Origin of the sequence: Pseudodesulfovibrio cashew (genome assembly GCF_009762795.1) — a bacterium.
GTDB classification, from domain to species: domain Bacteria; phylum Desulfobacterota; class Desulfovibrionia; order Desulfovibrionales; family Desulfovibrionaceae; genus Pseudodesulfovibrio; species Pseudodesulfovibrio cashew.
In genome coordinates this window covers 2,259,150-2,284,417 of record NZ_CP046400.1, presented here as the reverse complement: position 1 = coordinate 2,284,417, position 25,268 = coordinate 2,259,150, and the positions used below count along the sequence as shown (strand labels likewise).

General features: G+C 57.5%; 25 protein-coding genes and 1 tRNA gene. 16 read left to right on the top strand and 10 right to left on the bottom strand.

Annotated elements, in window-relative coordinates; genetic code table 11:
* Window positions 1-2 precede the first annotated feature (2 nt).
* From hslU to GM415_RS10180, 3 genes are all read right to left on the bottom strand, one after another.
* The gene (gene hslU / locus GM415_RS10190; RefSeq protein WP_199244285.1) at window positions 3-1,379 is read right to left on the bottom strand and encodes an ATP-dependent protease ATPase subunit HslU; all 1,377 of its coding nucleotides are present in this window, start codon (window positions 1,377-1,379) and stop codon (window positions 3-5) included.
* 192 nt (window positions 1,380-1,571) lie between these two features.
* Entirely contained in the window at window positions 1,572-2,114 is a 543-nt protein-coding gene (hslV, locus tag GM415_RS10185) for an ATP-dependent protease subunit HslV (protein ID WP_158947816.1), read from the bottom strand.
* 15 nt (window positions 2,115-2,129) lie between these two features.
* Window positions 2,130-2,675: a macro domain-containing protein gene (locus GM415_RS10180; RefSeq protein WP_158947814.1), complete on the bottom strand. Its 546-nt coding sequence runs from the start codon at window positions 2,673-2,675 to the stop codon at window positions 2,130-2,132.
* Between the two features lie 170 nt (window positions 2,676-2,845).
* Between GM415_RS10180 and GM415_RS10175 the strand changes: the two genes are divergently transcribed.
* A complete protein-coding gene (locus GM415_RS10175; RefSeq protein ID WP_158947812.1) occupies window positions 2,846-3,043 on the top strand; it encodes a tautomerase family protein in 198 nt (65 codons plus the stop codon).
* A 6-nt stretch (window positions 3,044-3,049) separates the two neighbouring features.
* Here GM415_RS10175 and acs read toward each other — a convergent pair whose 3' ends face one another.
* From acs to GM415_RS10160, 3 genes are all read right to left on the bottom strand, one after another.
* Entirely contained in the window at window positions 3,050-5,164 is a 2,115-nt protein-coding gene (acs, locus tag GM415_RS10170; protein WP_158947810.1) for an acetate--CoA ligase alpha subunit, read from the bottom strand.
* A gap of 128 nt (window positions 5,165-5,292) precedes the next feature.
* The gene (locus GM415_RS10165; protein WP_158947808.1) at window positions 5,293-7,536 is read right to left on the bottom strand and encodes a mechanosensitive ion channel domain-containing protein; all 2,244 of its coding nucleotides are present in this window, start codon (window positions 7,534-7,536) and stop codon (window positions 5,293-5,295) included.
* Window positions 7,537-7,606: 70 nt separating this feature from the next.
* Window positions 7,607-8,332: an MBL fold metallo-hydrolase gene (locus tag GM415_RS10160; RefSeq protein ID WP_158947806.1), complete on the bottom strand. Its 726-nt coding sequence runs from the start codon at window positions 8,330-8,332 to the stop codon at window positions 7,607-7,609.
* Window positions 8,333-8,477: 145 nt separating this feature from the next.
* Here GM415_RS10160 and GM415_RS10155 point away from each other — a divergent pair, with 145 nt between their 5' ends.
* Window positions 8,478-8,873: a hypothetical protein gene (locus GM415_RS10155; protein WP_158947805.1), complete on the top strand. Its 396-nt coding sequence runs from the start codon at window positions 8,478-8,480 to the stop codon at window positions 8,871-8,873.
* A 26-nt stretch (window positions 8,874-8,899) separates the two neighbouring features.
* On the opposite strand, the gene GM415_RS10150 is transcribed toward GM415_RS10155, so the two are convergent.
* Window positions 8,900-9,310, bottom strand: a complete 411-nt coding sequence (locus tag GM415_RS10150; protein ID WP_158947803.1) for a gamma-glutamylcyclotransferase family protein — start codon at window positions 9,308-9,310, stop codon at window positions 8,900-8,902.
* A gap of 303 nt (window positions 9,311-9,613) precedes the next feature.
* Between GM415_RS10150 and GM415_RS10145 the strand changes: the two genes are divergently transcribed.
* The 5 genes from GM415_RS10145 to GM415_RS10125 all read left to right on the top strand — a co-directional run bounded on the left by GM415_RS10145 (window position 9,614) and on the right by GM415_RS10125 (window position 14,851).
* Window positions 9,614-9,994, top strand: a complete 381-nt coding sequence (locus tag GM415_RS10145) for a hypothetical protein (RefSeq protein ID WP_158947801.1) — start codon at window positions 9,614-9,616, stop codon at window positions 9,992-9,994.
* 17 nt (window positions 9,995-10,011) lie between these two features.
* Window positions 10,012-12,012 carry a hydantoinase/oxoprolinase family protein gene (locus GM415_RS10140; protein ID WP_158947799.1) on the top strand — a complete coding sequence of 667 codons (2,001 nt, stop codon included), beginning with the start codon at window positions 10,012-10,014 and terminating at the stop codon, window positions 12,010-12,012.
* Window positions 12,013-12,133: 121 nt separating this feature from the next.
* A tRNA-Thr gene (locus GM415_RS10135) sits at window positions 12,134-12,209 on the top strand.
* A 291-nt stretch (window positions 12,210-12,500) separates the two neighbouring features.
* Window positions 12,501-13,532 carry a hypothetical protein gene (locus GM415_RS10130; RefSeq protein ID WP_158947797.1) on the top strand — a complete coding sequence of 344 codons (1,032 nt, stop codon included), beginning with the start codon at window positions 12,501-12,503 and terminating at the stop codon, window positions 13,530-13,532.
* A 2-nt stretch (window positions 13,533-13,534) separates the two neighbouring features.
* Window positions 13,535-14,851 (top strand): hypothetical protein, encoded by a 1,317-nt coding sequence (locus GM415_RS10125; RefSeq protein WP_158947795.1) that lies wholly within the window; start codon window positions 13,535-13,537, stop codon window positions 14,849-14,851.
* Window positions 14,852-14,949: 98 nt separating this feature from the next.
* On the opposite strand, the gene GM415_RS10120 is transcribed toward GM415_RS10125, so the two are convergent.
* The 3 genes from GM415_RS10120 to GM415_RS10110 are packed head-to-tail and all read right to left on the bottom strand — an operon-like array spanning window position 14,950 to window position 15,929.
* On the bottom strand, window positions 14,950-15,264 hold the full coding sequence (locus tag GM415_RS10120) for a hypothetical protein (RefSeq protein ID WP_158947793.1): 315 nt from the start codon (window positions 15,262-15,264) through the stop codon (window positions 14,950-14,952).
* A complete protein-coding gene (locus GM415_RS10115) occupies window positions 15,257-15,535 on the bottom strand; it encodes a DUF2958 domain-containing protein (protein WP_158947791.1) in 279 nt (92 codons plus the stop codon). Before GM415_RS10115 ends, GM415_RS10120 begins: the two co-directional genes overlap by 8 nt.
* Before the next feature lie 13 nt (window positions 15,536-15,548).
* A complete protein-coding gene (locus GM415_RS10110) occupies window positions 15,549-15,929 on the bottom strand; it encodes a hypothetical protein (RefSeq protein ID WP_158947789.1) in 381 nt (126 codons plus the stop codon).
* 105 nt (window positions 15,930-16,034) lie between these two features.
* Here GM415_RS10110 and GM415_RS10105 point away from each other — a divergent pair, with 105 nt between their 5' ends.
* The 9 genes from GM415_RS10105 to GM415_RS10065 all read left to right on the top strand — a co-directional run bounded on the left by GM415_RS10105 (window position 16,035) and on the right by GM415_RS10065 (window position 25,247).
* Window positions 16,035-17,369, top strand: coding sequence for a LuxR family transcriptional regulator (locus GM415_RS10105; RefSeq protein ID WP_158947787.1), 1,335 nt, complete (start codon window positions 16,035-16,037; stop codon window positions 17,367-17,369).
* A gap of 116 nt (window positions 17,370-17,485) precedes the next feature.
* Complete coding sequence (locus tag GM415_RS10100) at window positions 17,486-18,040, top strand: molecular chaperone TorD family protein (protein WP_158947785.1); 555 nt, start codon at window positions 17,486-17,488, stop codon at window positions 18,038-18,040.
* A 35-nt stretch (window positions 18,041-18,075) separates the two neighbouring features.
* Window positions 18,076-20,322, top strand: a complete 2,247-nt coding sequence (locus GM415_RS10095; protein WP_199244284.1) for a molybdopterin-dependent oxidoreductase — start codon at window positions 18,076-18,078, stop codon at window positions 20,320-20,322.
* Between the two features lie 11 nt (window positions 20,323-20,333).
* Window positions 20,334-20,894: a 4Fe-4S dicluster domain-containing protein gene (locus tag GM415_RS10090; RefSeq protein ID WP_158947783.1), complete on the top strand. Its 561-nt coding sequence runs from the start codon at window positions 20,334-20,336 to the stop codon at window positions 20,892-20,894.
* A gap of 2 nt (window positions 20,895-20,896) precedes the next feature.
* Window positions 20,897-21,688: a dimethyl sulfoxide reductase anchor subunit family protein gene (locus GM415_RS10085; protein ID WP_158947781.1), complete on the top strand. Its 792-nt coding sequence runs from the start codon at window positions 20,897-20,899 to the stop codon at window positions 21,686-21,688.
* A gap of 386 nt (window positions 21,689-22,074) precedes the next feature.
* On the top strand, window positions 22,075-22,815 hold the full coding sequence (locus GM415_RS10080; RefSeq protein ID WP_158947779.1) for a TetR/AcrR family transcriptional regulator: 741 nt from the start codon (window positions 22,075-22,077) through the stop codon (window positions 22,813-22,815).
* Complete coding sequence (locus GM415_RS10075; protein ID WP_158947777.1) at window positions 22,799-24,097, top strand: ABC1 kinase family protein; 1,299 nt, start codon at window positions 22,799-22,801, stop codon at window positions 24,095-24,097. Before GM415_RS10080 ends, GM415_RS10075 begins: the two co-directional genes overlap by 17 nt.
* A gap of 28 nt (window positions 24,098-24,125) precedes the next feature.
* The gene (locus GM415_RS10070) at window positions 24,126-24,632 is read left to right on the top strand and encodes a hypothetical protein (protein ID WP_158947775.1); all 507 of its coding nucleotides are present in this window, start codon (window positions 24,126-24,128) and stop codon (window positions 24,630-24,632) included.
* A gap of 384 nt (window positions 24,633-25,016) precedes the next feature.
* The gene (locus tag GM415_RS10065) at window positions 25,017-25,247 is read left to right on the top strand and encodes a hypothetical protein (RefSeq protein WP_158947773.1); all 231 of its coding nucleotides are present in this window, start codon (window positions 25,017-25,019) and stop codon (window positions 25,245-25,247) included.
* Window positions 25,248-25,268: the final 21 nt, after the last annotated feature.

Here is a 25,268-nt window from a genome sequence, read left to right as displayed (position 1 = left end):
GTCTAGAGGATATAGCGGGAGAGGTCGCGGTCCTCGATCACGTCGTCGATCTGCTCCTTGACGTATTCGCGGTCGATGACAACGGTCTGGCCGGATTTGTCCGGGGCCTCGAAGGAGAGGTTGGCCAGGATCTTTTCCATGATGGTGTAGAGCCTGCGCGCGCCGATGTTCTCGGTCTCCTCGTTGATCTTCTCGGCGTTGGCCGCGATCTCCTCCAGCGCCTCCTTGGTGAAGTCCACTGTCACTCCCTCGGTCTTCAGCAGCGCCTTGTACTGCACGGTCAGGGCGTTCTTCGGCTCGGTGAGAATGCGGTAGAACTCCTCCTTGTGCAGGGAGTCCAACTCCTCGCGCAGGGGGAAACGGCCCTGGAGCTCCGGAATCAGATCGGACGGCTTGGCGAAATGGAATGCGCCCGCCGCAATGAACAGGATGTGGTCGGTTTTGACCATGCCGTACTTGGTATTGACCACGCTGCCCTCGACCACGGGCAGCAGATCGCGCTGCACACCCTCGCGGGACACGTCGGAGTTGCCGCCAGCGCCCTCCTGGCGGGAGGCGATCTTGTCCATTTCGTCCACGAACAGGATGCCCTGCTGCTCCACACGCTCGCGTGCCAGCTCGTTCACGGCGTCCGGGTCGATGAGCTTGTCCGCCTCTTCGTCAATGAGCACCTGATAGGCATCCTTGATCTTCATCTTGCGGGGCTTCTTCTTGCCGGGGAACATGTTGGAGAAGGCGCTTTGCAGATTGGAGCCCATCTCCTCCATGCCGGGGATGGCCATGATCTCCACCTGCGCGCCGGACTGGACCGTGACCTCCAGCTCCACCTCGCGCTCGTCGAGTTGGCCCTGGCGGAACATCTGGCGAAACTTCTCGCGAGTGGTGTCGTCCTTGGGCGGCTCGGCCTCCTCGATCTCGCCCGACGGCGAGGACATGAAGAAACCGGTCGACTGCTTGGGCTTGGTGCGGGGCAGAAGCAGGTCAAGCAAGCGCTCCTCGGCGTTCTTTTCCGCCTTGATGCGCACCTTCTCGGCCTCCTCCTTGTGGACCATGCTCACGCCGATCTCCATGAGGTCGCGGACCATGGATTCCACGTCGCGTCCCACGTAGCCCACCTCGGTGAACTTGGTGGCCTCGACCTTGAAAAACGGACAGTTGGCCAGCTTTGCCAGGCGGCGGGCGATCTCGGTCTTGCCCACACCCGTGGGGCCCATCAGGATGATATTCTTGGGCGCGATCTCGTCCCGCAATTCCGGTTCGATCTGCTGGCGACGCCAGCGGTTGCGCATGGCGATTGCCACCATCCGTTTGGCCGCGTTCTGGCCGATGATGTACCTGTCCAGTTCCGATACGATTTCTCTGGGAGTCAAATTGCTCATGATATGTAGCCTCCGGCGGCTGGGGGGAAGGGGAAGAGGGGAACCCTTTGTAAAGGGCTTCCCCTCTTCCCCTTCCCCCCAGACCCCCCATCCCTTTCTCCCCTCCTAAACTTTTTGTCTCCGCTTTGCGGAGAGGGGGGAGCGGTCAGGCGTCTTTTGATTGACACGCCTGCGGGGGGGGGTTGTGTGGGATTATTCTTTTTCCTGTGATTCCAAGATGATGTTATCGTTGGTGTAAACGCAGATTTCCGAAGCGATCTCCATGGCTCTTTGGGCGATGGCGCCAGCGGAAAGGTCGGTGTTTCGTTTGAGCGCCCGGGCTGCGGCCAGGGCGTAGGAACCGCCTGAGCCGATGGCGGCCACGCCGTCATCGGGTTCGATGACGTCACCCGTGCCGGAAATCACCAGCACGTGTTCGCCGTCGGCCGCGAGAAGCATCGCCTCCAGCTTGCGCAGGTACTTGTCCGTACGCCAATCCTTGGCCAGCTCCACGGCAGCCCGGAGCAAGTTGCCCGCGTAGCTCTCCAGCTTGGCTTCGAACCGCTCACACAGGGTGAAGGCGTCGGCGGTTGCCCCGGCGAAACCCACCGTGACCTTGTCCTTGTATATGCGCCGCACCTTGCGCGCGGTGTGTTTCATGACCACGGCCTGGCCGAGGGTCACCTGGCCGTCACCGGCCACGGCGGTGCCGTTCTCGTCCTTGACCGCGACAATGGTCGTTCCTCTGAGTTCCACGTGTCTTCTCCTTGGTTACACGACTTCGTCCGCGACGGAACACCACAGCTCGTAGGCAGGCTGGCCGTGCAGAACCATGCCCGCCTCGCCGACCAGTCCGGCTTCCAGCCCTTCCTTGAGGGCCGAGAGCGCGATGTGCGCGGCGTCTTCCACGGGATATCCATAGACGCCGCAGGATATGGCGGGAAAGGCGATGGTTCGCAGACCGTTTTCTGCGGCCAGCTTCAGGCTGTTCAGGTAGGCGTTGCGCAACTTGCGCGGCTCATCCTGACCACCGCCGCGCCAGATGGGGCCGACGGTATGGATGATGTTTTTGGCGGGCAGCTTGAAGCCGGGCGTAATGACCGCCTCCCCTGCGGGAAGCGAACCGATCTCGTCGATGATGGCCCGGCAGGCCCCTTGCAATTCCATGTATCCGGCGGCGCTGTGAATGGCGCCGTCCACGCCTCCTCCCCCCGCAAGGCGGGAATTGGCGGCATTGACGATGGCGTCAATGTCCAGGCGCGTGATGTCTCCTTCGCGAATGAAGAGGGTGCCGGTGCCGATGGTGTACTGTCGCATGATGGGGAAAATAATAAATCGCCTGCCCGGTTTGGCAAGGGGAAAACCGGGAAAAGTACTTCTCGGATTACCGGTTGTACGCCGCATGGGTTTGCACCCCGGCATCGGTCTGCTAGAAAAAAACGTGACGGTCCTTCTCCGGGCCGCAAAACCGAAACAGGAGGAAAGCCATGCCGTTCGTCAATATCCGCATCACCAGGGAAGGCGCCACAGCCCAACAGAAAAAAGAACTGATCAAAGGCGTGACCAGGCTTCTGGAGGAGGTACTGGGAAAGAACCCCAAGACAACCTTCGTCATCATCGACGAGGTGGACACCGACAACTGGGGCATTGGCGGTGAAAGCGTGACCGAACTGCGGAAGCGCTAGCCCGCCCTACTGGTCCTTCAGCCGCAGGGTCATGCGCACGTCTGCGACGATGGCCCGCTCATTGTTGACCAGCACCGGGTTGAACTCGGCCTCCAGGACCTGCGGAAAGTCCAGGGCCAGTTGGGACATGGTCAGAATGATATCCTCCAGGGCGGCGAAGTTCACCGGCGGTTCGCCCTTGAGTCCCTTGAGCAGCATATAGGACCGGATCTCGCGGACGATCTCGAAGGCATCCCGGCGCGAGAGCGGAGCCAGTTTGAAGGCGATATCCTTCATGATCTCCACGTAGATGCCGCCGAGCCCGAACATGAGCATGGGGCCGAACTGGTCGTCCCGCTTGAAGCCGATGATCACTTCCTTGACGCCGGCGGGAGCCATCTCCTGGACCAGACAGCCCGCGATGTAGGCTTCCCTGCGCATACGCTGCGCCCGGGCCGTGATGTCCTTGAAGGCGGCCATGACCTCGCCCGCGTCTTGCAGGTTGACCTTGACCCCGCCCACGTCGGATTTGTGGGAAATGTCCGGCGAAGCGATCTTGAGCACCACGGGGTAGCCGATCTCCTCGGCGGCGGCCACGGCCTCGTCCGAGGAGCGGGCCAGCGTGGTTGCGGGCGTGGGCAGATGGTAGGCCCGAAGCACCTGCTGGGCCTCGAACTCGACGATCTCGGGCTGGCTGCGCCGCTCGTGCTCCCGGATAACCTTGGCGGCCTGTTCCAAGTCGCGCTCCACAGGCGCATACTCGGACTCCGGGCGATGCTTCCAGATGTAATACTTGTACATGGCCTCGATGGAGCGCACCGCCGCCTCAGGAAATGCGTAGCAGGGAATCCCGGCCTCCATGAGCATGTCTCTTGCCTTGGCCACACGGGTCTTGCCCATGAAACAGGCGAACACGGGCTTGCCGCTGCGCCGGGCCGTATGGATGAGCGCCTCGGCCGTCTCCTCGATCTGCACTGTTGCCGTAGGCGTGAGCAGGACCAGGATGGCGTGGACCATGGGATCGTCCGCCACCACGTCGACGGCCTTGCGATAGCGAGTGGCGTCTGCGTCGCCGATGATGTCCACCGGGTTGTAGAAGGCGGCGTAGCTGGGGAGAAAATCCTGGAGCCGCTGGATGGTCCGCTGGGAGAGCGCGGCCATGGTCAGGCTGGAGCGGTCCGCCGTGTCCGCCGTGAGGATGCCCGGCCCGCCGGAGTTGGTGACCACTGCCAGATTGGGTCCCTTGGGAAGCGGCTGGCTGGAAAAGGCCTGGGCCAGATTGAAGAGCGTGGCCACGTCACCCACCCGGATGACGCCGGACTGGTGGAAGGCGGCGGTGTAGGTCTGGTCGGACCCGGCGATGGCCCCGGTGTGCGATGAAGCGGCCTTGGCACCCGCCGCCGTGGTGCCGGACTTGATCATGATCACCGGCTTGTTCAGGCAGGTCCTGCGCGCCGCCTCCAGAAAGGCGTCTCCGTGCTCCACGTTCTCGACATAGCCGAGGATGACCGAAGTGTCGCGGTCGCGGTTGAGGTAGTCGAGCATGTCCGCCTCGTCCAGGACCGCCTTGTTACCCAGGCTGACGAACTTGGAGAACCCGATGTTCTCGCCCAGGGCCCAATCCAGGATGGCCACGCACAGGGCTCCGGACTGGGAAAAGAACGCGATGGAACCCGGCTTGGGCTGACCCGTGGCGAACGAGGCATTGACGCCGACCGCCGTGTTGATCATGCCCAGGCAGTTGGGGCCGAGGAGCGCCATGCCGGTCCGCTCGCACAACTCGATGATCTCCCGCTCCAGCTCATACCCCTCGCGTCCCACCTCCTTGAACCCGGCGGTGATGATGATGGCCGCCTTGGTGCCGCGCTCGGCCAGGGCCTCCATTGACGGCAGCACGAACTGACGGGGCACCGAGATAACACCGAGGTCGAGTCCGGGAGGCAGGCCCGCGATGTCGTTGACCACGGGGAGCCCTTCAATTTCGCTCGCCTTGGGGTTAACCGGATAGAGTTTGCCTTTGTACCCGGCCCCGATCATGTTGGCGACGATAGTGTGCCCGACTTTGCCGGGCGTGGCGGACGCGCCGATCACAGCCACGGTCTCGGGATAGAAAAACGCGTGCAGATGTTCCTTGTCTATCAAGAAAAGGCTCCTGGTTCAGGTCTCGTTTGAGTTGCCGGTCAACGGTAACCCGAAACCGGCGGGCGGAACAAGGGGATTCGTGGCAGCCATGCCGGAGAGGCTCCCCCTCCGGCCCGGCGACCGCCTTGCTATTTCTTGCCCTTCTTGTCGTCCTGCTCCACGGTCTTGGCGGCCGCGGCTGCCACAAGGCTCTCCTCCTCCGGCAAAAGACGCGGCTCGCTCGGCAGGGTCACGGAAACGCGCGGCTTGGCGAACTCGATACCCGCTTCGGCGAACTCCTTGCGCATCTTTGCCAGGACCAGCTTGCGCAGGGTGAACTGGCCGCCGGGCTTGGTCATGAACTTGACCCGCATGCGCATGCCGTACTCCTCCATGGCCTTGACGCCCTGGCTCTTGATGTCGTCGAGCATGAACTCGTTGAGTTCGGGGACGGCGCGGATTTCCTTGTTGATCTTCTTGATGATCTTCTTGACCTGCTGGATGTCGGTATCGAAGGGCACCAGGTACTGCAGCTTCATGATCGCCCAGTCGCGCGTCATGTTCTGGATTTCCTTGACCGAGCCGAACGGGATGGTGAACAGCGGGCCCAGGTGGTGCCTGAGCTTGAAGGAGCGGACCGAAATAGCCTCAACCGTGCCCCGCGCCTTGCCCACGATGATGTAATCGCCCACCCGGAAGGCGTCATCCATAAGGAAGAAGATGCCGGAGATGATGTCCTTGACCAGGGTCTGGGCACCGAAGCCGATGGCGATGCCGAAGACGGACGCGCCGGCGATCAGCGGCCCGATGTCCACGCCAAGGGAGGAAAGGATGACCAGCACGGTAACCACGGACACGGCCGCGAAGATGAACTTCTTGACCAGTTGCAGCAGGGTCGAGAACCGGTCGCCTCCCGGGCCGCCCCCGCCCTCTCCGGCTTCGCCGTGCTCCTCTCCCGGCTGCTTGGCTTTGATCTTGCGTTCGATGAAGCCGTTGATGAACACCCAGAAAATGTAGGCCAGGACCAGGGTCAGCAGGATGGACATGGCCGCCCGCACCGCCTCCCGACCGATCTGGATATCGATGCCCCAGATGCGCAGGAGCAGAAAGAGCGTGGCCGCAGCCACCAGGATGCGGAAGCCCTGGCGCAGGAACCGCTGAAAACGGTGCAGCCCCTTTCGCCTGCCGGAATCCCCTGCCTCCTCACCGCCCTCCTCTTCGGGACCGGCCAGCTCGACGGCGAATGCCACCAGCCGCTGGGTGGCCCAGTCGGCCAGCAGAAAAGCGGGCACCGTAAGCAGGGTCAGAATGCCTATGGAACGGACCTCGCTGCCGAAGAGCAGCAACGCGAGACCCCACAGAGCCCAGAAACCGAGCACGTAGACGATGGCCGCCACGTGCCAGGAGTCCGCGAACTGGGAGAGCAGACCGTCAGGCTCGCTATGGGCGCGGATGGCGTCGGCTACCGGCTTCTTGTTCCAGAGCACCAGCAGGGTGATGACGAAGGCCACCGCAAAACCGAACAGGATGTTGACCAGCAGGTTTACGGCTTCTCCGCTGCCCTGGAAGCGCAGCAATGCGTTGACGAACATGCCCGTAGCCATGATCCGGGCCAGCCTTACCGTCCATTTGAAAAGATAGCGCGCGGCCTCATCGGAGAGGGGAAGGTAGCGAAGTGACGGAGCGTGCGGCGCCAGCAGGAAGCGGGCCGCGATCTTGACCAGGGCGAGAAACAACATGGCCACGAGCCAGGCTATGATCACCGGCTTGGCCGCATTGCCGTGAAAGGCCGCCAGATAACAGGCGAGGACCACCACGCCTACAGCCACCACGCCGAAAAGGTCCAGCACGGCGCGCAGGAACAGCCGCCCCATCTTGTTGTACCACATAGCGCCTTCCGGGAGCCGCGACAGCGCCTTGCGGGCCGTGACGGTCTTGCGCTTGAACAGGATCGTCCCGACGACCCAGAGCAAGGTAAGTACGGCGATGGCCAGCAGCAATTGTCCAACGGGCATCTGCGCGTCGCCGCCGACCAGCCTTTTCAAGGCCTTTGGCAGCTCGCGCGGAGCCATGGCCGCACCGGAAAAGAGATAGGCGAACCGTTCGCGCACGAGACCTGCATCATTTCGAAGCTGATGGATGAGCAGAGCCAATCCTCGGACCTCGGGTTTCTTCTCGACCGGAGCCGCCTCTTTTTTCAACTCCTCAAGCAGCAGGCTGCGAACCTGCTCGTCCGTCAGACCGGCCATGATATCCCGCACCTGGCTCGGTGTGGCGTCCGCCGGGATAGAGACCGCTTCCTTGGCCTTGGTCGCGGCCACAGCGCTCCGGGGCACGGCGAGAAAGAGTCCGAGCAGCAGGATGGCCAAGAGGTACAGCTGAAATTTACGCATGGTTTTAACTCGATGATTTGTCAGTTATTCAAGACGGTTTAAATAACAACTTCCCCCATAGCCTGTAAACTCAAATAATGAACTCGGCACTGTCGCCGGGGTGGCGGTAAACAAACACGTCTCCCCCGTCGGCTCCGGGAAGATCCTTGAAACCGGCCAACCAGGCAGTGTCCCCGAAGGTGTGCATGGGCACAAAGACCCTCGCCCCCGCCGTGCTGTATGCCTCCAGCCCACCGGCAAGATTCTCCAGCCGCCTGTCCACGTTGGAAAAAGCCACGTGGGGCGAGAAGGAGGCCACCCTCTCCATGGCCCGACGAAAAAACTCGCTCGTGAACTTCCGCTCCTGTTCCGACGCCGCTTTCCATATCCACTTGGCCAAGTCTCCGCCGTAATAGAAACGGAGCTTCCCGTCGGAAACGAGGAAAGCCACACCGAGGTCGTTGGAAAGCAGCGTCCGGATCTCGAGGCCGCCAAAACGATAGGTCTCGTCGGGCTCCACGATCAGCACCTCCCGGCCCGGCGGGATGACCTCCGGCCGCATTTCCTCCATGTCGTCCGACAGCACATAACGGACGCAGGAGGCCTCCCGAGCAACGGATACGATGTCGCTATTGAGGTGATCCTCGTGACCATGGGAGATGAATATGGTCAGATCAGTGCCGGCCACGGCCCGCGCCACCAGTTCTCCGGCCTCGGGAGGGAGGTGTGAATCGTTCGGATAATCAAAGAGATAACAGCGACCTGGCGTCTTCATGACAAAACAATTGTGATGGATATAGGTCAGGACTATCCGCACGGCACACCTCCAAGTGTACAGAATAAAACAGTCATGCTATACCAGATTCGCTTGAATATGTCCTCATGTAGTCGCTCCCGCCCTTCTGTACCGGACATGAAGTCGGCGACGCTCCTTGTGACAACCCACAACCCCGCGAGGCCTCATGTACAGATTAATGCCACTCCTGATCCTTGCAGGCATTCTTGCATGCTCCCTTCCCGCTTTCGCCGACGGCGAGTCCGTCCACGTGGAGATGATCAACGCATCAGGACGGGATTTGACCGTCCAGTTCTACGTCAACGCTTTCCCGAGCCTCAGGCAACTCCCTGAACGCACTTTGAAAAACGGTGAAAAAACGACCTACACAAAGGCCCAGACCGTTCATGAAAAGGCAGGAGAGGAAGCCCAGTTTCTGGGATGGATAGTCAAATTCGACAAGGGTTGTCCGACCTACATTCAGCATAAGGCCGGACAATGCACCAACACCGGAAGTTCCTGCGACAAGGCCAGAATAGAACTCCTCGCGCCCTGCGCATACCGCCTGACCATAGAGAAATAAGCTTTCGGAGTTAGGCAGCGACGCCGTCAAAGCACTTCGCGCCCCAGGCCGGTGGTGAGCTTGTACTCGCCGCTTGATATGAGCCGCCCATTTCGTTCGGGATAAAAATACATCCACGCCCTAACCCGCTCCCCGGACTGGAGCTGGACGTCTATTTCTTCCCGCCTGTACTCGCGGGGATGCCCTTCCAGGGAGTCAAGCCTGGTCAGCGTGGGGTCGTCCACCGCGTAGACCTCCCCCCTGATTTGCGAGATAGGCTCGCCGCGAAAGACCAATGGGAACTCGTCGACGTAAAGACTATACCGCTCGCAGGTCCTGGCAGATCCGACGAACTTTGCGTTCCGCAAAAAATAATGGTTGGAGAACTCCCGTTTCAGGGTTCCATAGACGAATACCGTATGGAGTTGCTCACTCTCTTGCTTGGCGTGTCGGGCCATGGCTTCTCCAAGCTGGTTGACAATTTTGCTCACTGCCCGGCCCGGGCTGAACAATTGTGTCGAGCCCCGCATGATCGCCACCCTGCCGATCGGCGCGGCGGATCATGCCCAAAGAGTCAGTATTTCAGCCCGTTGCAGCCAATATCGGCAACTCCAACCCCTGGAGACAGGCTGTCTTCCCTCTTTGTTTCACTTCACTTTACAAAGATCGGACCAACCCCACACCGAGCCTCAGGACACTATTCCGGCTGGTCAACTCTGGAGCTTTGCAGTATATTTCCCTTCAGTAGATAGGGGGCGTGAATGACAACGGAAATTACCCGGTTCGAATTCCATCCGACCGATAAATACCTTTCTGTGATCGTGAGTGGACAAGTGGACGCCATCGGGCCCATCGTCAAATGGGCCAGGGAATACCGGGATGCAGCTCTGAAGCATGGACTAAATCGCATCCTGATCGATTATCGCGACATGGACTTCCAACTCGACTACCATGACCTGATCCTGCTGGCGGACAGCGCGGACGCTGTGGGATACCAGGGTATGGGACTTCGCACCGCGGCCCTCATCAGCGGAGAAGCCTGGAAAAGCGAACTGGATTTCGACACCGTGTCCTCCAACCGCTCCATAGTGTTCCGCTCCTTCCTCAACAGGAGGGAAGCCTTGGACTGGCTCCTCGACTAACTCGCCCCGGAGGCTGCATGCTCATTCTCGGTGTCGACACAGGCGGCACGTTCACCGACTTCATCTACGCTACTGAAACCGGATTCAAGGCCTACAAGACGCTTTCCACCCCGCACAACCCGGCGGAGGCGGTCATCAGCGGCATCCGCCGCATTGCCGCCGACCTCGGGCTCGGCGAAGATATCAAAAATCAGGGCATGACCATCGTCCACGGCTCAACCGTGGCCACCAACGCCATTCTCGAACGCAAGGGCGTGAACACAGCCCTGGTCACCAATACGGGCTTCACCGACGTCATTGAAATTGGCCGCCAAAACAGGAGCCGCCTCTACGACCTGGCCTACCGCAAGCCGCCTCACATCGTCCCGGAAGAGCGACGCTTCGGCGTTCCCGGACGAACGACCTTCACGGGTGATATCATAGAACCTTTCGACGATGACGCGGCCCGTGCAGTGGTGGACGGCATCCGACGGTCCGGAGCGCAGTCCGTGGCCGTTTGCTTCCTTTTTTCCTTTCTCCGGCCGGAACATGAGCAACGCATGGGCGAGCTGCTTGAAGAGTTGGGCATCCCCGTGTCTCTGTCTCACGAAATCCTGGCCGAATTTAGAGAGTTCGAGCGGACCTCGACCACCGTGGTCAACGCCTATGTCTCACCGATTATGACCCGCTATCTGACCGATCTGGAGCGGGCCGTCAGCGGCAACACCCTGCGTGTCATGCAGTCCAACGGAGGCTCCATTTCCGCAACCACAGCCATGCACGAATCCGTGCGCACCATTCTCTCCGGCCCGGCGGGCGGTGCGGTGGGGGCATTGGAAATCGCCAGGCAGGCCGGTTTCGATAAGGTGATCACCTTCGACATGGGCGGGACAAGCACGGACGTCAGCCTCATGGACCAGGGACTCCCCCTGACCATGGAGTCCGCGATTTCCGGCTACCCGGTGAAAGTGCCCATGATCGACATCCACACTGTAGGCGCGGGAGGAGGGTCCATCGCCGGGCTGGATGCAGGCGGCTCTCTGACCGTCGGGCCTGAGAGCGCAGGCGCGACTCCCGGCCCGATATGCTATGGGCAGGGGGGGCAGCGGGTCACCGTCACCGACGCCAACCTCTACCTCGGGCGCATCGTGCCGGAGCATTTCCTGGGAGGCGGCATGCAATTGGACGAACCCAGCACGCGCCAGGGGGTGGAATCCCTGGCAAAAGAGCTGGGCATGGCCCCTGCTGAGCTGGCCGAAGGCGTGCTGGCCGTGGCCAACACGAACATGGAGCGCGCCATTCGAGTCATCTCTGTGGAAAAAGGCCATGATCCCCGTGAATTCACCCTGCTCTCCTTCGGCGGGGCAGGCGGCATGCACTGCGCGGCCCTGGCCCGGCTGCTGCGCATGGAACGAGTCTTCATCCCGGTCAATCCCGGCATTCTCTCTGCCACGGGCATGCTCATGGCAGACGTGGTAAAGGATTACTCGCGCACCATCATGCGACAGGCCGACAGTCTGGCAAAGGAAGAACTGGAGGTCCTTTTCGCGGAACTGGAAGCCCAGGCTCTCGAAGAGCTCGCCTCCGAAGGCATACGCTCCGACGATGTCCGCCACCAGCGGTATCTGGACATGCGCTACGCGGGCCAATCCTTCGAAATAATCGTCCCCTTCGGCCCCGACCCGGTGGAGAGTTTCCAATCGCTGCACGAAAAGCGCTATGGCCATCGCAACCCGGATAAAGGCGTCGAGGTGGTCAACGTCCGACTTCGCAGCCGAGGCAGCCAGATCAAGCCGGACTTCGCAACCGCCCCCGATGCAGGCCCATACCTTCCGAAGGGCGCCCGGCTCGGCACGACCCGGACGATCTTCGACGGCAAGCCTCACGCCACTGCCGTCATCGACCGAGCCCGCCTCCAACCAGGCAACCACTTCCAGGGCCCTGCCATCGTGGTGGAATACACTTCAACCATAGTTATCCCACCCTCCGCCACAGTCACGGTCGACAGCTACTCAAACCTTCTGCTCGCATTGAATTAACACCCCTTTCCAAGAACAATACCGTCGCGCCAAACCCTGCACGCTCCACATCGGCGGACGCAACGCAGCATTTTTCCTTGACCACTCCTCACTCTCCGGTATAAAAATCATCTCCCGTTTCGCCAGGATAGCTCAGTTGGTAGAGCAACTGATTCGTAATCAGTAGGTCGTCGGTTCAACTCCGATTCCTGGCTCCAACGAAATCAAGCACTTACGACAAGTCGTAAGTGCTTTTTTTGTGCCCTGGTATACGCTCTGGTATACATTTGGGGACAGGGGGAGACCCTGGGGTAGTTGAGGTGTATATCTACATCAGCTTCATGGGACGTACTCGAACACCTCGAAAAATTCTTTTTACAACAATCTCAGTAATAAAACTTGAATTAGCACAACTTTAAAACTATCGTCATATACGAAAAAGGACCTTCTTTAACGCCAACCACCTGACATGACAGTTATTTATAGGATTCTCAAAACGTGGAGATACAGTGACGACGGTCAGCTTTAAAGAATATCTGCAGGGAGTGATCCATAATTTCTGTACCGCAGAAAATATCCCCTGTGCCCTGACAAATGATGCCATTGTTCAACTCATATCTTCACTGGCTACATATAAAGAAGAAGGACACAGCCTAACTCCGGATGTTTTCCTCTGTGAAAACATTGAGATTATGCGTCAAGTGAGTGCTTCGGGTAAGATTCTGCCTATTGCTTCTGGCACACTGGATGCCTCTTCCATCAAACTAGCCTTAAAAAGATGTGCTCCACTCGCCATTGGCGGATGGGCTATATACATAGAACGCAACTCAACAGACAAAAAAATATCATATGGCCTAATCTGGACAAATCAAAACCCTCTTTCGGTTTCAACCACAGACGTATTTTTAGATCCAGAGCTCGACACTTCGATAGTGTATGCGACGCAACTATCTGAAAACGTGGTTTTAATCGGGGGAAATCACGGCAACACTAAAATTGTATCGCTATCACCGGAGAAGGACATAACAAATCCGGATATTCCAATTGGAAACCTCATAGACGTAGCTGCCAGTGACGTTGTGGATGATATTGCGGACGAGGTCGCTGCCCTGTTAAAAAGGGAATTGCAAAGGATACTCAAAACGAACCACGGAACTCTGATTGCGATAGTCAAGCATGGCAACAAAGTACCTAAAGAGATTTCGAAAGGCATCTTTTTACGGGAACCTCTCTCAATAGTAGATAAAGCTCAAGAATTTAAGAAAATTCATGACATCGACTCTCACAACATACTGCAATCACAAATTTTACTACTAGACGGAATGCTATCCTGTGATGGAATCACCTTATTGGACACAGCTGGTAATATTATTGCTTATGGAATTTTCTACAAATCGACTAATGATCAGGACAAAGAGGAACAAATCTATGGTGGAGCCAGAAAGAGGACTTACTTAGGTTTATCAGAATTAGTCCCCAATCAATTGAAAGCAGTTCTTATGAAGTCACAAGACGGAAGCATCGAGTGTAAGGTAGAATAATCATGGCCAAAAATGAAATTGCTCTTTGGGGCACAGGATCAGCGTTGGCGATCCCTCGTAATGCAAACGAACCGGTAGCGCTCCTTTCGTATTCTAAGCAGCTAAGCCCACGTGACTCCCAACAGATTGTCCAGGCACTTGAAGCTGGAAGTTATGAAATGGCTAGTACCTTCGTACTAACCAAAGCTTTAACGAATCTTAAGAGGCAACTGTCCTCGCTGGGCATGGATTTCATAGGCGAAATGCTTGATCGACCTGATCTTGATGAATCGTCCTCCGCCGAGGACATTTCATCCCATGAAGCAATTACTCTCGCTCAAGAGCTTGGCATCATAGATCAAACGCAGGCTATGCGATTGAAACATAGCTTAGATACGGTAATGCATTTCGCCAGTTCAGACCAAGAGTTAGCTGAAGACGAGGGAATGAATCAGCAAGAAGCCATCCTTTGTCTTAGAAGTTCAATCGAAGCCGTATTAGGACATCCAAAATCCGATCTACCAGATGAGTTTGTTAGTTTTCGTGACCGGATGTCCAACTACACATTTAAGATCAGTGATCCTGAAATCGATGTACTACAATCATCTCCATATTTTTATAAAAAAACCACATTAAGCATTCTTTTATCCAAGCTTAAAACAGCTAAAAGTGCAGAGCTTGAACATGCGATAGGAAATACTAATATCATTTTACCTATCATCTGGCAGGAACTACGCAATTCAGAGAAGTGGCAAGTAGGACACACCTATAGAAATGTGTATTCTGAAGGAAATGAGATTGCCACCATCGGCCTTAAGAAGGCACTCATCAAAGTAAATGGATTCGATTTTGTTCCAGAATCTTTACGCTCACATTCATTCTTGCGTGCAGCTAATAAAATTCTCGCAGCACATGATGGCATGAACAATTTCCATAATGAGCCAGCCCCCACTTCCGCATTAGCATCAATGGGATCAACCATACCAGAGCCCGCTTTTGCTAAATGCATGACTGCTGTATTCTCTGTCTATTTGGGCAATAGCTGGGGCCACTCATGGGGCGCTGAACATTCCGCAACGACAATTTTAGATCGCCTCTCTGAAAGCCAATGGACTTATTTTTTCAATCAATGCTTCCCTTCTGATGGGCGTATTTTGGAAAAACTTTCATGGTATGACAAACCTAGGGATCGCTGGTTTAGTCTTGTTGAAAAATATAATTTATCTCAATATCAACCAGCCAATCCTACGGTAAAAAAACTACTAGACACCTCAGCTAAACGCAAAACCACCGCGACAATGAATCTTTCAAAAAAACTTCTTTCTTCACTATCCAAATAGTTCTCCCAACCCTAGAGCTTTTGGGCAACGCTCTGAGGACAAAGACCAGGAAATATTTGATGTCATCGTATACACTATTAACACATTAGATTTATATTTTATGGTGATCCCTTCCATACTTCTACAGTAACATCCTCGAAACGCTTCACGGCCTTGCGGCACAGGACCATCAACCCCGGCGCGATCCCCATCTCGGCAAGGGTGAAGTAGGCCCACTCGGCGTCATCGAAGTCGCCGCCCAGGACGACGCAGCCGAAGTACAGCCCCCTGCCGTTGGTCTCTGCCGCCATCCAGTGAGAGTCCGATTCTAACCGGAAGAAGTGCAACCATATCTCCTTGTCCTTGAGGGGGACGCCATCTGTCTCGCCTAGCCTGGGCATCTTTGACTCGTGCCGCCGGAACCCGTCAGCCATTCCATCCCCCTCCGTGCCGTTCCGACATGACCTCCTTAAACTCACGCACCCGCCATCCGTCCTCGACGCAGACCACGAACGGCCCCACCCTGAGTTCTGTCAGCTCGGCCAGCGAGAAGTATCCCCACTCCGAGTTCATCATGTCGCCGTTCAGGACCGCGTAGCCGAAGAACGTGTCCTTGCCGTCGAACTCGGCGGCGTACCAGTGGGAGTCGCCGAGGAGGAAGTGCGCCCAGATCAGCTTCTCGTCGGCGGGCGTAACGTCTGACACTGCCGCTTGGCAGCTATTCGGAGATCAGAAGTTCGATGGTTTTTTCCAGCAATGGCTTGGCGTTCACCCCACCACAGCTCGGCTTGCTGACTTCATTGAGGATGAAAGTGATGCGGTAGGCGCCAGGAGTGTTGAAGAACAGAATTGTTTTCGGGTACCCGGTTTTGACCTTGGGATCGATACCGTCAGGCTTTTGCTCGAATCGCACGTTGATGGACGCGTATGCCCCCGTGGAAATCCTGTATCCCTTGAGATCGAAAGCGGCTGTAACAGGCTGGCCAACCCGCAACTCCCCGCTGACCTCGAGCTCGGCATCGGATGCGACTCCACTCTCGGCCGCCAAGGCGGGGACGGAGAAGGAAATCGAGCAGAGAAGCAAGAGAAAGCCGAGCACCAGAAGGTTTGTGTTCCGAAAGTGTCTATTCATGCCTTGATAATATCCCTGTTGGCGTATATTGCAAGATATGGGTAGCCACTGGGTATAAAGGATAAAGTCACCATGAAGAGCCGAAGCGAGCAGCAAAAATATTACTGGGACATGATCGAATCGCTTGTGGACGAGGAGGCGTTCTTCCTCGAACGCTGGTCCGTCCGCATGGAGCAGGCCGGGTATCTGGAGCACACGACCGCCAAGCGGGACGACTGCCTGTTGGCACTCAGCGATTTTCTGGCACCCATGCGGCAGCATTGGGATAAGGGGTTCACGGCCCCGGATTTCTCCTGGCTCATCCGACACGAGGATGACTGGGGACAGCGCCAGATCGAATCGGCACGGCGGCACCGCATGCGCGGCATCACCGCCGATATGTACCTGGGCTGTTTCAAAACCTTCATCCAAAGCCTCATCGACGTCATAGAAAAAATGGAGGGGTCTTACGAAAGCAAGGTGCAGGCCCGCCGGTTCATCAAGCTCTACGGCGACGCACTCGAGGTGCTCTTCGTCAGGGACTGGACCCGCACCCTGCCCGACATCGCTTCCCGGAAACTGGACGAAGCCAACAGACTCCTTACGTTGCAGAAATGCCGCTACGAGAACATCCTCGACTCCACCTCCGACCTCATCCTCGTGGTGGACAACGGCGGTATCGTCACAAACGTCAACAAGGCGGTGGAGGCGGTAACCTCGGATCAAACCGTTCTGGGCAGGCCCGTCTGGGAAGCCCTGTCCATGGAGGGGCAATCCATGGAAGATATGCTCAAGTACTATCCGATCGGTATTTCGTGCGAAACGAGCCCCTTTGACAACGATTCGGTGTACCGCCTGCAGATCACGCCCATCGGCAATGTCAGCATGGCCAGCGACGAATACATGATCATGCTGACCAACGTCACCGCCCACGCCACCCAGCGCGAGGCTCTGGAACGGGTGGTTTCCGATCGGACCGAGGCGTTGCGCAAGGAAAAGGAACACCTCGAGGAGATGAACATTACTCTGCGCAATGTGCTGCAGAGCATCGACAAGGAACGGGACGAGCTGCTCAAGGAAGTCTCCACCAAGGTGAACAACCAGGTAATCCCCGCCCTGGACAGGATAGAGAACGAAGAAGACGCCGCCATCCGCAAGGGATACATCACCGTGGTCAGGGATCAGCTGACACGGCTGGCCCCCGGCAGCAAAGCCACCGACCCGCTCCTGCTCAAACTGACCCACATGGAAACACGCGTGTGCCAGTTCATCCAAGCCGGGTACCCGTCCAAGGACATCGCGGGCAGCCTCAACATTTCGCTCGAAACCGTGCAAACTCACAGAAAAAACATTCGCCGCAAGCTCGGCCTGCATGGCAAGAGTGTAAGCCTCTACGCTCATCTCAAGACCCAGGGAGTTCCCCTTTGATTGGGTAGACACACATACCCATTCTATCCCCATTTTCCCGTCTGTTATCCCACCTCTCAAAAATACTACTGACTAATCGTCAGATCTGTATATTGGCATGTGGAGGTGTTTTACACATGGATAACGTAATTTTTTCCGAACAAGCGTCCGCGCTGCGGGACTTTTTCGCATCCGTCGATGCCGAAGACCTGCGCACGGCATCAGCCGGCATCAGTCGGCATTTCAACCTGCCCATGACCGGAGAAACGGATTGGCGCGAAGTCGAATACGACTTCAACCGTCTGTTTGTCGGTCCTGCCGCCATCCCGGCTCCACCCTATGCCTCTGCTTATGCGGAGAAACCCCAGCTCATGGGAAAAGCAACCCTTGAGGTGCGGGAGGCGTATCGCGCCCTCGGCCTCGAAGTTCCCGACATGAACGCCACGCCTGACGACCATCTCGCCTTCGAGTTGGACGCCGTCACGGCTCTCGGCTGCGAGAAAGACGCGGACGAAGCAGTCGAGCGACTCAAGGCCTGGTTCATCGGCGAGCACATGAACGGCTGGATTCCATGCTTCGCCGCCGCAGTGCAGGAACAGTCCGGCGTCAGCGAGCCGGTGATGTTGGCGGTGGAGGCCCTGACCAGGTGGCTCAAGTCGGCACAGGCTGAAGCCGGACTCATTAAATCGTAGAGGAAACTTTCAACGGAGATTGAGAGGAGGAGAATATGGCTAGTAAAAAACAGACCCTGAGCAGGCGGCGGTTTCTGAAAGGCATGACGGCGGCCGGTGCGGCCGCCATGCTGCCCTGTCGGCTGCTGGTACCCGGCACCGCCCAGGCGGCTGCGTTCAACCCGGACGAATTCCAGGTGTTCCGCAACGCCTGCCCCCGAAACTGTTACGACACCTGTAGCATCAAGAGCTACGTCAAGGACGGCGTCCTCCAGTTCGTCGAGGGCGCGCCCGAATCGACGTTCACCGACGGCGGCCTGTGCGTGAAGGGGTATTCCTACACCCGCCGCCCCTACAGCCCGGACCGCGTCAAATATCCCATGGTCCAGGACGGCCGCCGCACAGGCAAGTGGCGCCGCGTTTCCTGGGATGAAGCCATGGACATGATCGCCAAGAAAATCCTGGAACTCAAGAAACAGGACGGCAGTCTGCTTGGTCTTGGCATGACAAAGTATTCCGGCAACTTCGGCATCACCAACTACGGAGTCGAGGGGTTGATGTCCTCTCTGGGATACACCACCCGTTTCGTGGGCACGCCCTGCTGGCCCGCCGGCATTGATGCCCAGAACTACGACATGGGCAACATGTGGTGCAACGATCCCGAAGACATGGTCAAGGCCCGATACGTCATCGTCTGGGGCGCGAACCCCGCCTGGTGCTCCGTGCACACCATGAAGTTCATCCAGGAGGCCAAACGCCGAGGGGCCAAGGTCGTGGTCATCGACCCGGTCTTTACCCAGACGGCAGCCAAGGGCGATGTATACTGGCAGCCCAAGACCGCCAGTGACGGCGCGCTGGCCCTCGGCATGGCGCGGCACATCCTGGACAAGGGATTGGTCAACAAGGACTTCGTCGAGAGCCATGCCCATGGCTTCAACGAATTCGCCGACTATCTGCGAAAAAACGTTACCGTCGAATGGGCCGCCGAGCAGAGCGGCATCCCGGCGCAGGAGATCAGGGAAGTGGCCGAGGAGTTCGCCACCGCCGATCCGGCCACCATCTGGATCGGCTACGGCATGCAGCGCCACACCAACGGAGGCGCGTCCGTCCGCTCCATCGACGCCCTGGTCGCCATGACCGGCAACATCGGCAAGGAAGGCGGCGGCGCCCGCTATGGCCACCTGCAAACCTGGGGCTTCAACTACAACGCCTTCATCCAGAAGCAGCCGGAAGGGTCGGTGGGCTTTGTCGGCGCAGCGGCCAAGGGCGAATTCGACCTGACTGCCGACCAGAAGACGAACTACTCCGACCGGACCGTCAACATCAACAAGACAGCCCAGGCCATTCTGGACACCAAGGACCCGGCCATCCGGATGTTGTGGGTCTCCTGCAAGAACCCGTTCGGGCAGGATTTCGACCGGCCGAAACTGCAAAAGGCGTTCGACACGCTGGAGATGGTCGTCACCGTGGACCAGTTCTTCAACGAGACCGTGGCCAACTCGGACATCGTCCTGCCGGTCACCACCCTGTTCGAGGAATGGACCGTGAACGCCTCGTATTGGCACTACTGGCTGAGCATAAACGAGCAGGCCATCAAGCCCCTGCACGAGGCCAAATCCAACCTCGAGATCGGAGCAGCGCTATCCAAGAAGATGAACGAGCTCTCCCCCGGCTCCTGCACATTGCCCACCGAAATCGACGGCAAGGAATGGATGGCCAAGGAATTCAACCAGGGAATCCACGATCTCTTCGGCATCAACGACTGGACCGACCTGCAAAAAGGTCCGGCCAAGGCCAAGCTCGCGTCCTCCGCTTCCTGGCACGATATGAAATTCGGCACCCCATCCGGCAAGTACGAGTTCAGGTCGGACCTGTGCGCCGAGCATGGCCACAAGGCGCTGCCGGAATTCAAGGAAGGCCGGAAGAGCTACGACAAGTTCCGCCTGCTCACGCCCCACACCAAGTTCGGCATCCATTCCCAGTTCGTCAACCTTGACTGGATGAAGGAATACAACAAGGAGCCGTTCGTCTACATGCATCCCAAGGCCGCGGCCGGGAAGGGCATCACCGACCTCGACATGGTCCGCGTCTTCAACAAGGTGGGCGAGCAGAAGGCCCGGGTCAAGCTGACCGACAATGTGGCCGAGGACTGCCTGCTCATCTACGAGGCCTGGTTCGGCAGGGGCTCGGACTTCAACGTCCAGAACCTTGTTGACGACGAATCCGCCGACATGGGCGCGTACAAGGCCGGCGCCCCCGGCGTGGCCATCCATGACCAGTTCGCCGACATCGAAAGGGCCTAAGGAGTATGACAATGAAAAAACAATACGCGTTTTTGGTTGATACCGAGCTGTGCATCGGCTGCTTCACCTGCGCCATGGCCTGCCGGAACTACTATCACCAGGTGGAAGGCGTTGTTTGGCGACAGGTCTACCCCCTGTCCGAGGAAATCTATCCGCACCGTGAGCGTGCGTTCCTTTCCCTGTCCTGCAATCACTGCGAAAACCCGGAATGTCTCAACGTATGCCCGGTCAACGCCTACACCAAGCGTGAAGAGGACGGCGTGGTCGTCCATCACCAGGAGAAATGCATCGGCTGCGGCAACTGCATCCGATCCTGTCCCTACGGTGCACCCAAGTACAACCCCGAGGAGAAGCGGGCCGAGAAATGCAGCCTCTGCCATGAACGGCTCGACGCGGACCTGAAACCGGCCTGTGTGCAGGCCTGCCCCACCAAGGCCCTGCAATTGATCGATCTGGCGACCAAGCAGCAGACGAACCAGATCCAATACCCGGCGGGATATCCCAAAATGGAGCGGCTCAATCCGTCTACCCGCTTCATCCTGCCCAAAATGCCGAAGATGGTGAGGAGGTAGACATGCAGTCCATGGAATTCCCACTTGTCGTTTTCACCGTCCTGTCCCAGGCCGCCATCGGCCTGACCATGATGCGCGCCGTGCGCACCGTGTCCGGCACCCCGGACACCGACGCCAGGAAGGAGTGGCTCATGATCGCCGGGCTTATGGCCCTTGGCCTGCTCGGTTCCCTGTTTCACCTCGGCCATCCGACAGGCGCTCCCAGGGCGCTGGTGCATCTTGGTACCGCCTGGCTCAGCCGCGAGGTGCTCTTCGCGGGCCTCTTCATGGGCGTGGCCGCCATCGCCGTGCTCTCTGCCGGAGTCGCCGCCAAATCCGCCCCGGCCTGGATCGGCGCGGCCCTTGGCCTCGGCCTGATCTCCTCCGCAGGCATGACCTATGCGCCCCCGGCACTGCCCGCGCTGAACAACGCCCTGCCCGCCGCCTTCTTCCTGACCTCCGCCGTCATCCTCGGTGCCGGGTTCGGGGGGTGGTTCGCCAGCCCGGAACGGCAGCCTCTCATGGCCCGCATCTTCACCAGTGCGCTCGTGGTCGGCCTCGTCCTCTATCTGATCGCGCCCTGCGTCTGGGCCTCCGGCGGGACAGTCATGCGCATGACCGGTGAAGCCTGGTTCGCTTCAGGCTTCTACTGGGCGCACATCGGCATCCTGGCGGCCTGCCTGGCCGTCATCTGGAAGACGAAGAGCATCCCCGTTTGGCTCCCGTTCCTTGCCCTCGCCGGCGAACTGATCGGCCGTGCCGGATTCTTTGCCGACACGCTCCACACGGCGATCAACATGGGCGGGTTGTATTAGGAACCCATAAGAAATGGAGCGGATCGTTAGCGCTCCCTTTAATTACACCCCTGGCTCTCAGGACAGCCCAGCCCCGCAACGACTCATGTCATTGCGGGGCTTTTACTTTTCACTTCGATGGGCACCGAATCGATTCGGAGAAATCGGACTGATTTTCTTAACCCAATAATTTCGTCATCATAGACACCCCATCTTAGCCACACCGCCCCCCCACCAGACGACCAAGGTCTTTACTACATCTCGACATTCCCAGCCAAAGGCAGGCTCTCCTGGCGTTCTTTGTGAAGAATTCTCGACAACGGCAGAACCGGGTTGACCCTATTGTGAAATTGCTATACATAAAAATCATAAAAAATGATTTTAATAGATAGCAAACGAGGTTCGCAATGAAGATCGGGGTAAAACAAAAAGCTGAAAACAGACGGGCCATTTTGGACGCCGCCGTGGATTTGATGATTGAGAAGGGGTATCGATCCATGACCATGCGGGCCGTGGCCCGAAAGGCAGGGATAGGGGATGCGACCATATACAACTACTTCCCCACCAAGGAATCCTTGATACACGGGTATTACTCGGAGGCCCTGGACACAGCGGAGAGGTCGATGGCAAAGGTGGAAGACTACGATCAGTTTGACCTTCGCGAACGCCTCCAGTTGCTGATGGAGACCATTCTGGAAGGCTATCTCGGTGATCGGGAATTCGTTGACGAGACCTTTTCCTCTGTCTTTTTCCGTCCAATCCCTGTGGACAAGGGGATGCGGGCCATCCGCTCGCGCTTTCTGGATATCGTAAAGGAGCAATTCGAAGCAGCGGTCGAATCCGGTGAGCTGCCTGACCTGATGCTCAAGGAACTGGTCTATCACTGCATCTGGGACTATTTCGTGGCTGTGACGCTATATTGGCTCAGGGACGATTCCGAGCAATTCACGAACACGACCGTGTTCATCGATAAAAGTCTCGACCTGGGCTACACCATGCTCAAGGCTGGAGTACTGGACAAGATCACCAGTCTGGCTTCGTTCATGTTCAAGTCCCACATCCTGAGTCGGGTCGAAATGATCATGGAAGAGCGGGACACATTCAATCGCCTTAAAGACGAGTTCATGAGCCATGACGTCACGCGATGAAACGCCCAAGGGACGCCTCGCCCGGGGAATCGCATACGGCGGCACGGCCGCGCGCATAGGTGGGAACTACCTCAAGTACACCGCAAGGAAACCATTTATTGCGGCGGAGGACAGGGACGAAGCGCGGCGATCAATGTCAGAAAAGTGCGCGGAGGATCTGTTCGCGGGTTTGTGCCGCCTCAAGGGAACGGCCCTCAAGATCGCCCAGATGCTGAGCCTGGAACTGGACATCTTCCCGCCGGAGATAAGGCGGGAACTGGAGAAGTCCTACACGGACGTCCCACCCATGAACCGGTCCCTGGCCCGCAAGGTCCTATCCACCGCGTATGGTGAGCAACCCGAGAAGGTGTTCGCCTCGTTCGACTCCACGGCCTTTGCCGCAGCAAGCCTCGGACAGGTCCACCGGGCCATGAGCTTTGACCGCAAACCGCTTGCTCTGAAGATTCAATACCCTGCCATTCGCCGAACGATTTGGGATGACATCCGACTCTTGCGCGGATTGTTGAAGCCCTTTGCCGGCAACAAGGCCTTGGAACCGGCCATACATGAAATCCAAAACCGGCTCATCGAGGAAACCGACTACCTGGCAGAGGCCGCGAACATCCGCTTCTTCCACGACAATCTGTGCCTGGAAGACGTCAGAATGCCGCAGGTCCACGAAGACCTCTGCACAGAGAGCGTCCTATGTATGTCTTTTCTGGAGGGACAGGCACTGAACCACTGGCTTGCAACTGGCCCATCTCAAGAGGCCCGTGATTCGGTGGCCCAAGATCTCAACAACATCTTTCTGCACAGTTTCTATGAACTGAATTGCATCCATGCCGATCCAAACCCGGGGAACTACCTCATTGGTGAAGATCTGACCATCGGCCTGGTTGATTTTGGCTGCATAAAACGTTTCACACCCGATTTCGTCCGGCAGTACCAGCGGCTGCCCAAGATTATCATGCAGGGATCCAAGGAAAAATATTTCGAAGCCCTGAGAGAGATGGAAATGGTCAACGGGGACCTCGACCGAAAGACGGAAGAGGCCATCCACGAATGCGCCTACACCTTCGGCAAGTGGCTTGGGCGCATGTTCGAAGAAGAGTACTTCGACTTCAATGCCCACCCCGCATATATCAAGGAAGGCAAAGAGGCTATCCGCTCCATGTTCAAGTACCGCAAGTATTTCATCATGAACCCCGATATCCTCTTCCTCGATCGAACCCGATACGGCCTCATGCGCATTTTCGAGCAGCTTAAATGCCGGATTTCACTACATAATCAATACGAATGCTAAGTAAAAAACATCAGAAGGAGCAACCATCATGGATAAGAAGCCATCCCACATCTCCTGCGAGAATGTTTGCACTTTCGGCTCGGGAGAAAAACTGATCCTGCGGACACTCTTCTATGTGTCCGCCCTTCTGGGGGCATATGGCATTGCCAAGACAAGCCTGGTGCTGGCCGTGGCGTATGTGGCATATGCACTGATCAGCTATTTCATGCTCATGCGCCATACCGTCTGTTCTCGCTGTCCGCATCTTTTCGTTGCCGACGACTGCCTGTTCGTGCCGGCATCACTGGTAAAAAACTTCGTCATTCCCAAAAAGGGCGCACTCAGCACAGGCGAGTTGCTCATCGTCCTGTTTGCCGTACTAGGGACCGCAGGCATCCCCATATACTGGCTTGCCGCGGATACCACACTGCTCGTGATCTACCTTGCTTTGAACGCCGGGTTTACCCTTGGACTGGTGGGCCGCATCTGCAAGAAATGCCAGGTCGAAGTGTGCCCCATGAACAGGAATCCTTTGTTTAAAGGACAAAAAGGGTAACCAGTGCCTCCGGTTGCAATTGAATCGGACCTGAGCCTTTCCCACAACGGATAACTCGAAAAAAGGCACTACGAATCCAGGCGCCGGAGACGAGACAATTGGCGATGCCTTGGTCGATAGCAGGGAAAATCCTTTCCCTGCGGTGCGTCCGAAGCGATTGCCAGAGCGAATCCACCCCACGCCAATTCAATCAGCTTCCTCAACCTCCCATCCCCCTCCAAATGCTTACTCCAAAGAACCCAGACATCACGTCGGGTTAAGCACAACAAAAGATAGTGCTTAACCTCGGGAAAGTCGTTTCCCTTTGCCGCCCTCCCGAATTCTTCATATCCATCAATGCCTTTCGCACATGGAGTGCGAAAGCAATGGTTATGGAGGTGCAGTATGGCACTCGACGAAAAACCCACAACAGCGCGGAGCACAGCTGATCTTCCTTTTGGAGGGCTTGGTGTGTCTCTTGAAGCGTGTGAGGAGTATGCCGAAACGCTGCATGTCCAGGTCGTAACCTGGGCTCCAGCCTCTTTTGGCGACGACATGGCTCTTCATGAGCCTCCTGTGGCGCTCTCCGGTTACAGGCTCCTTACAGTGCTCGGCTGTGAGATTCGTGGACGATAACAACACATCAAGGATTACGGA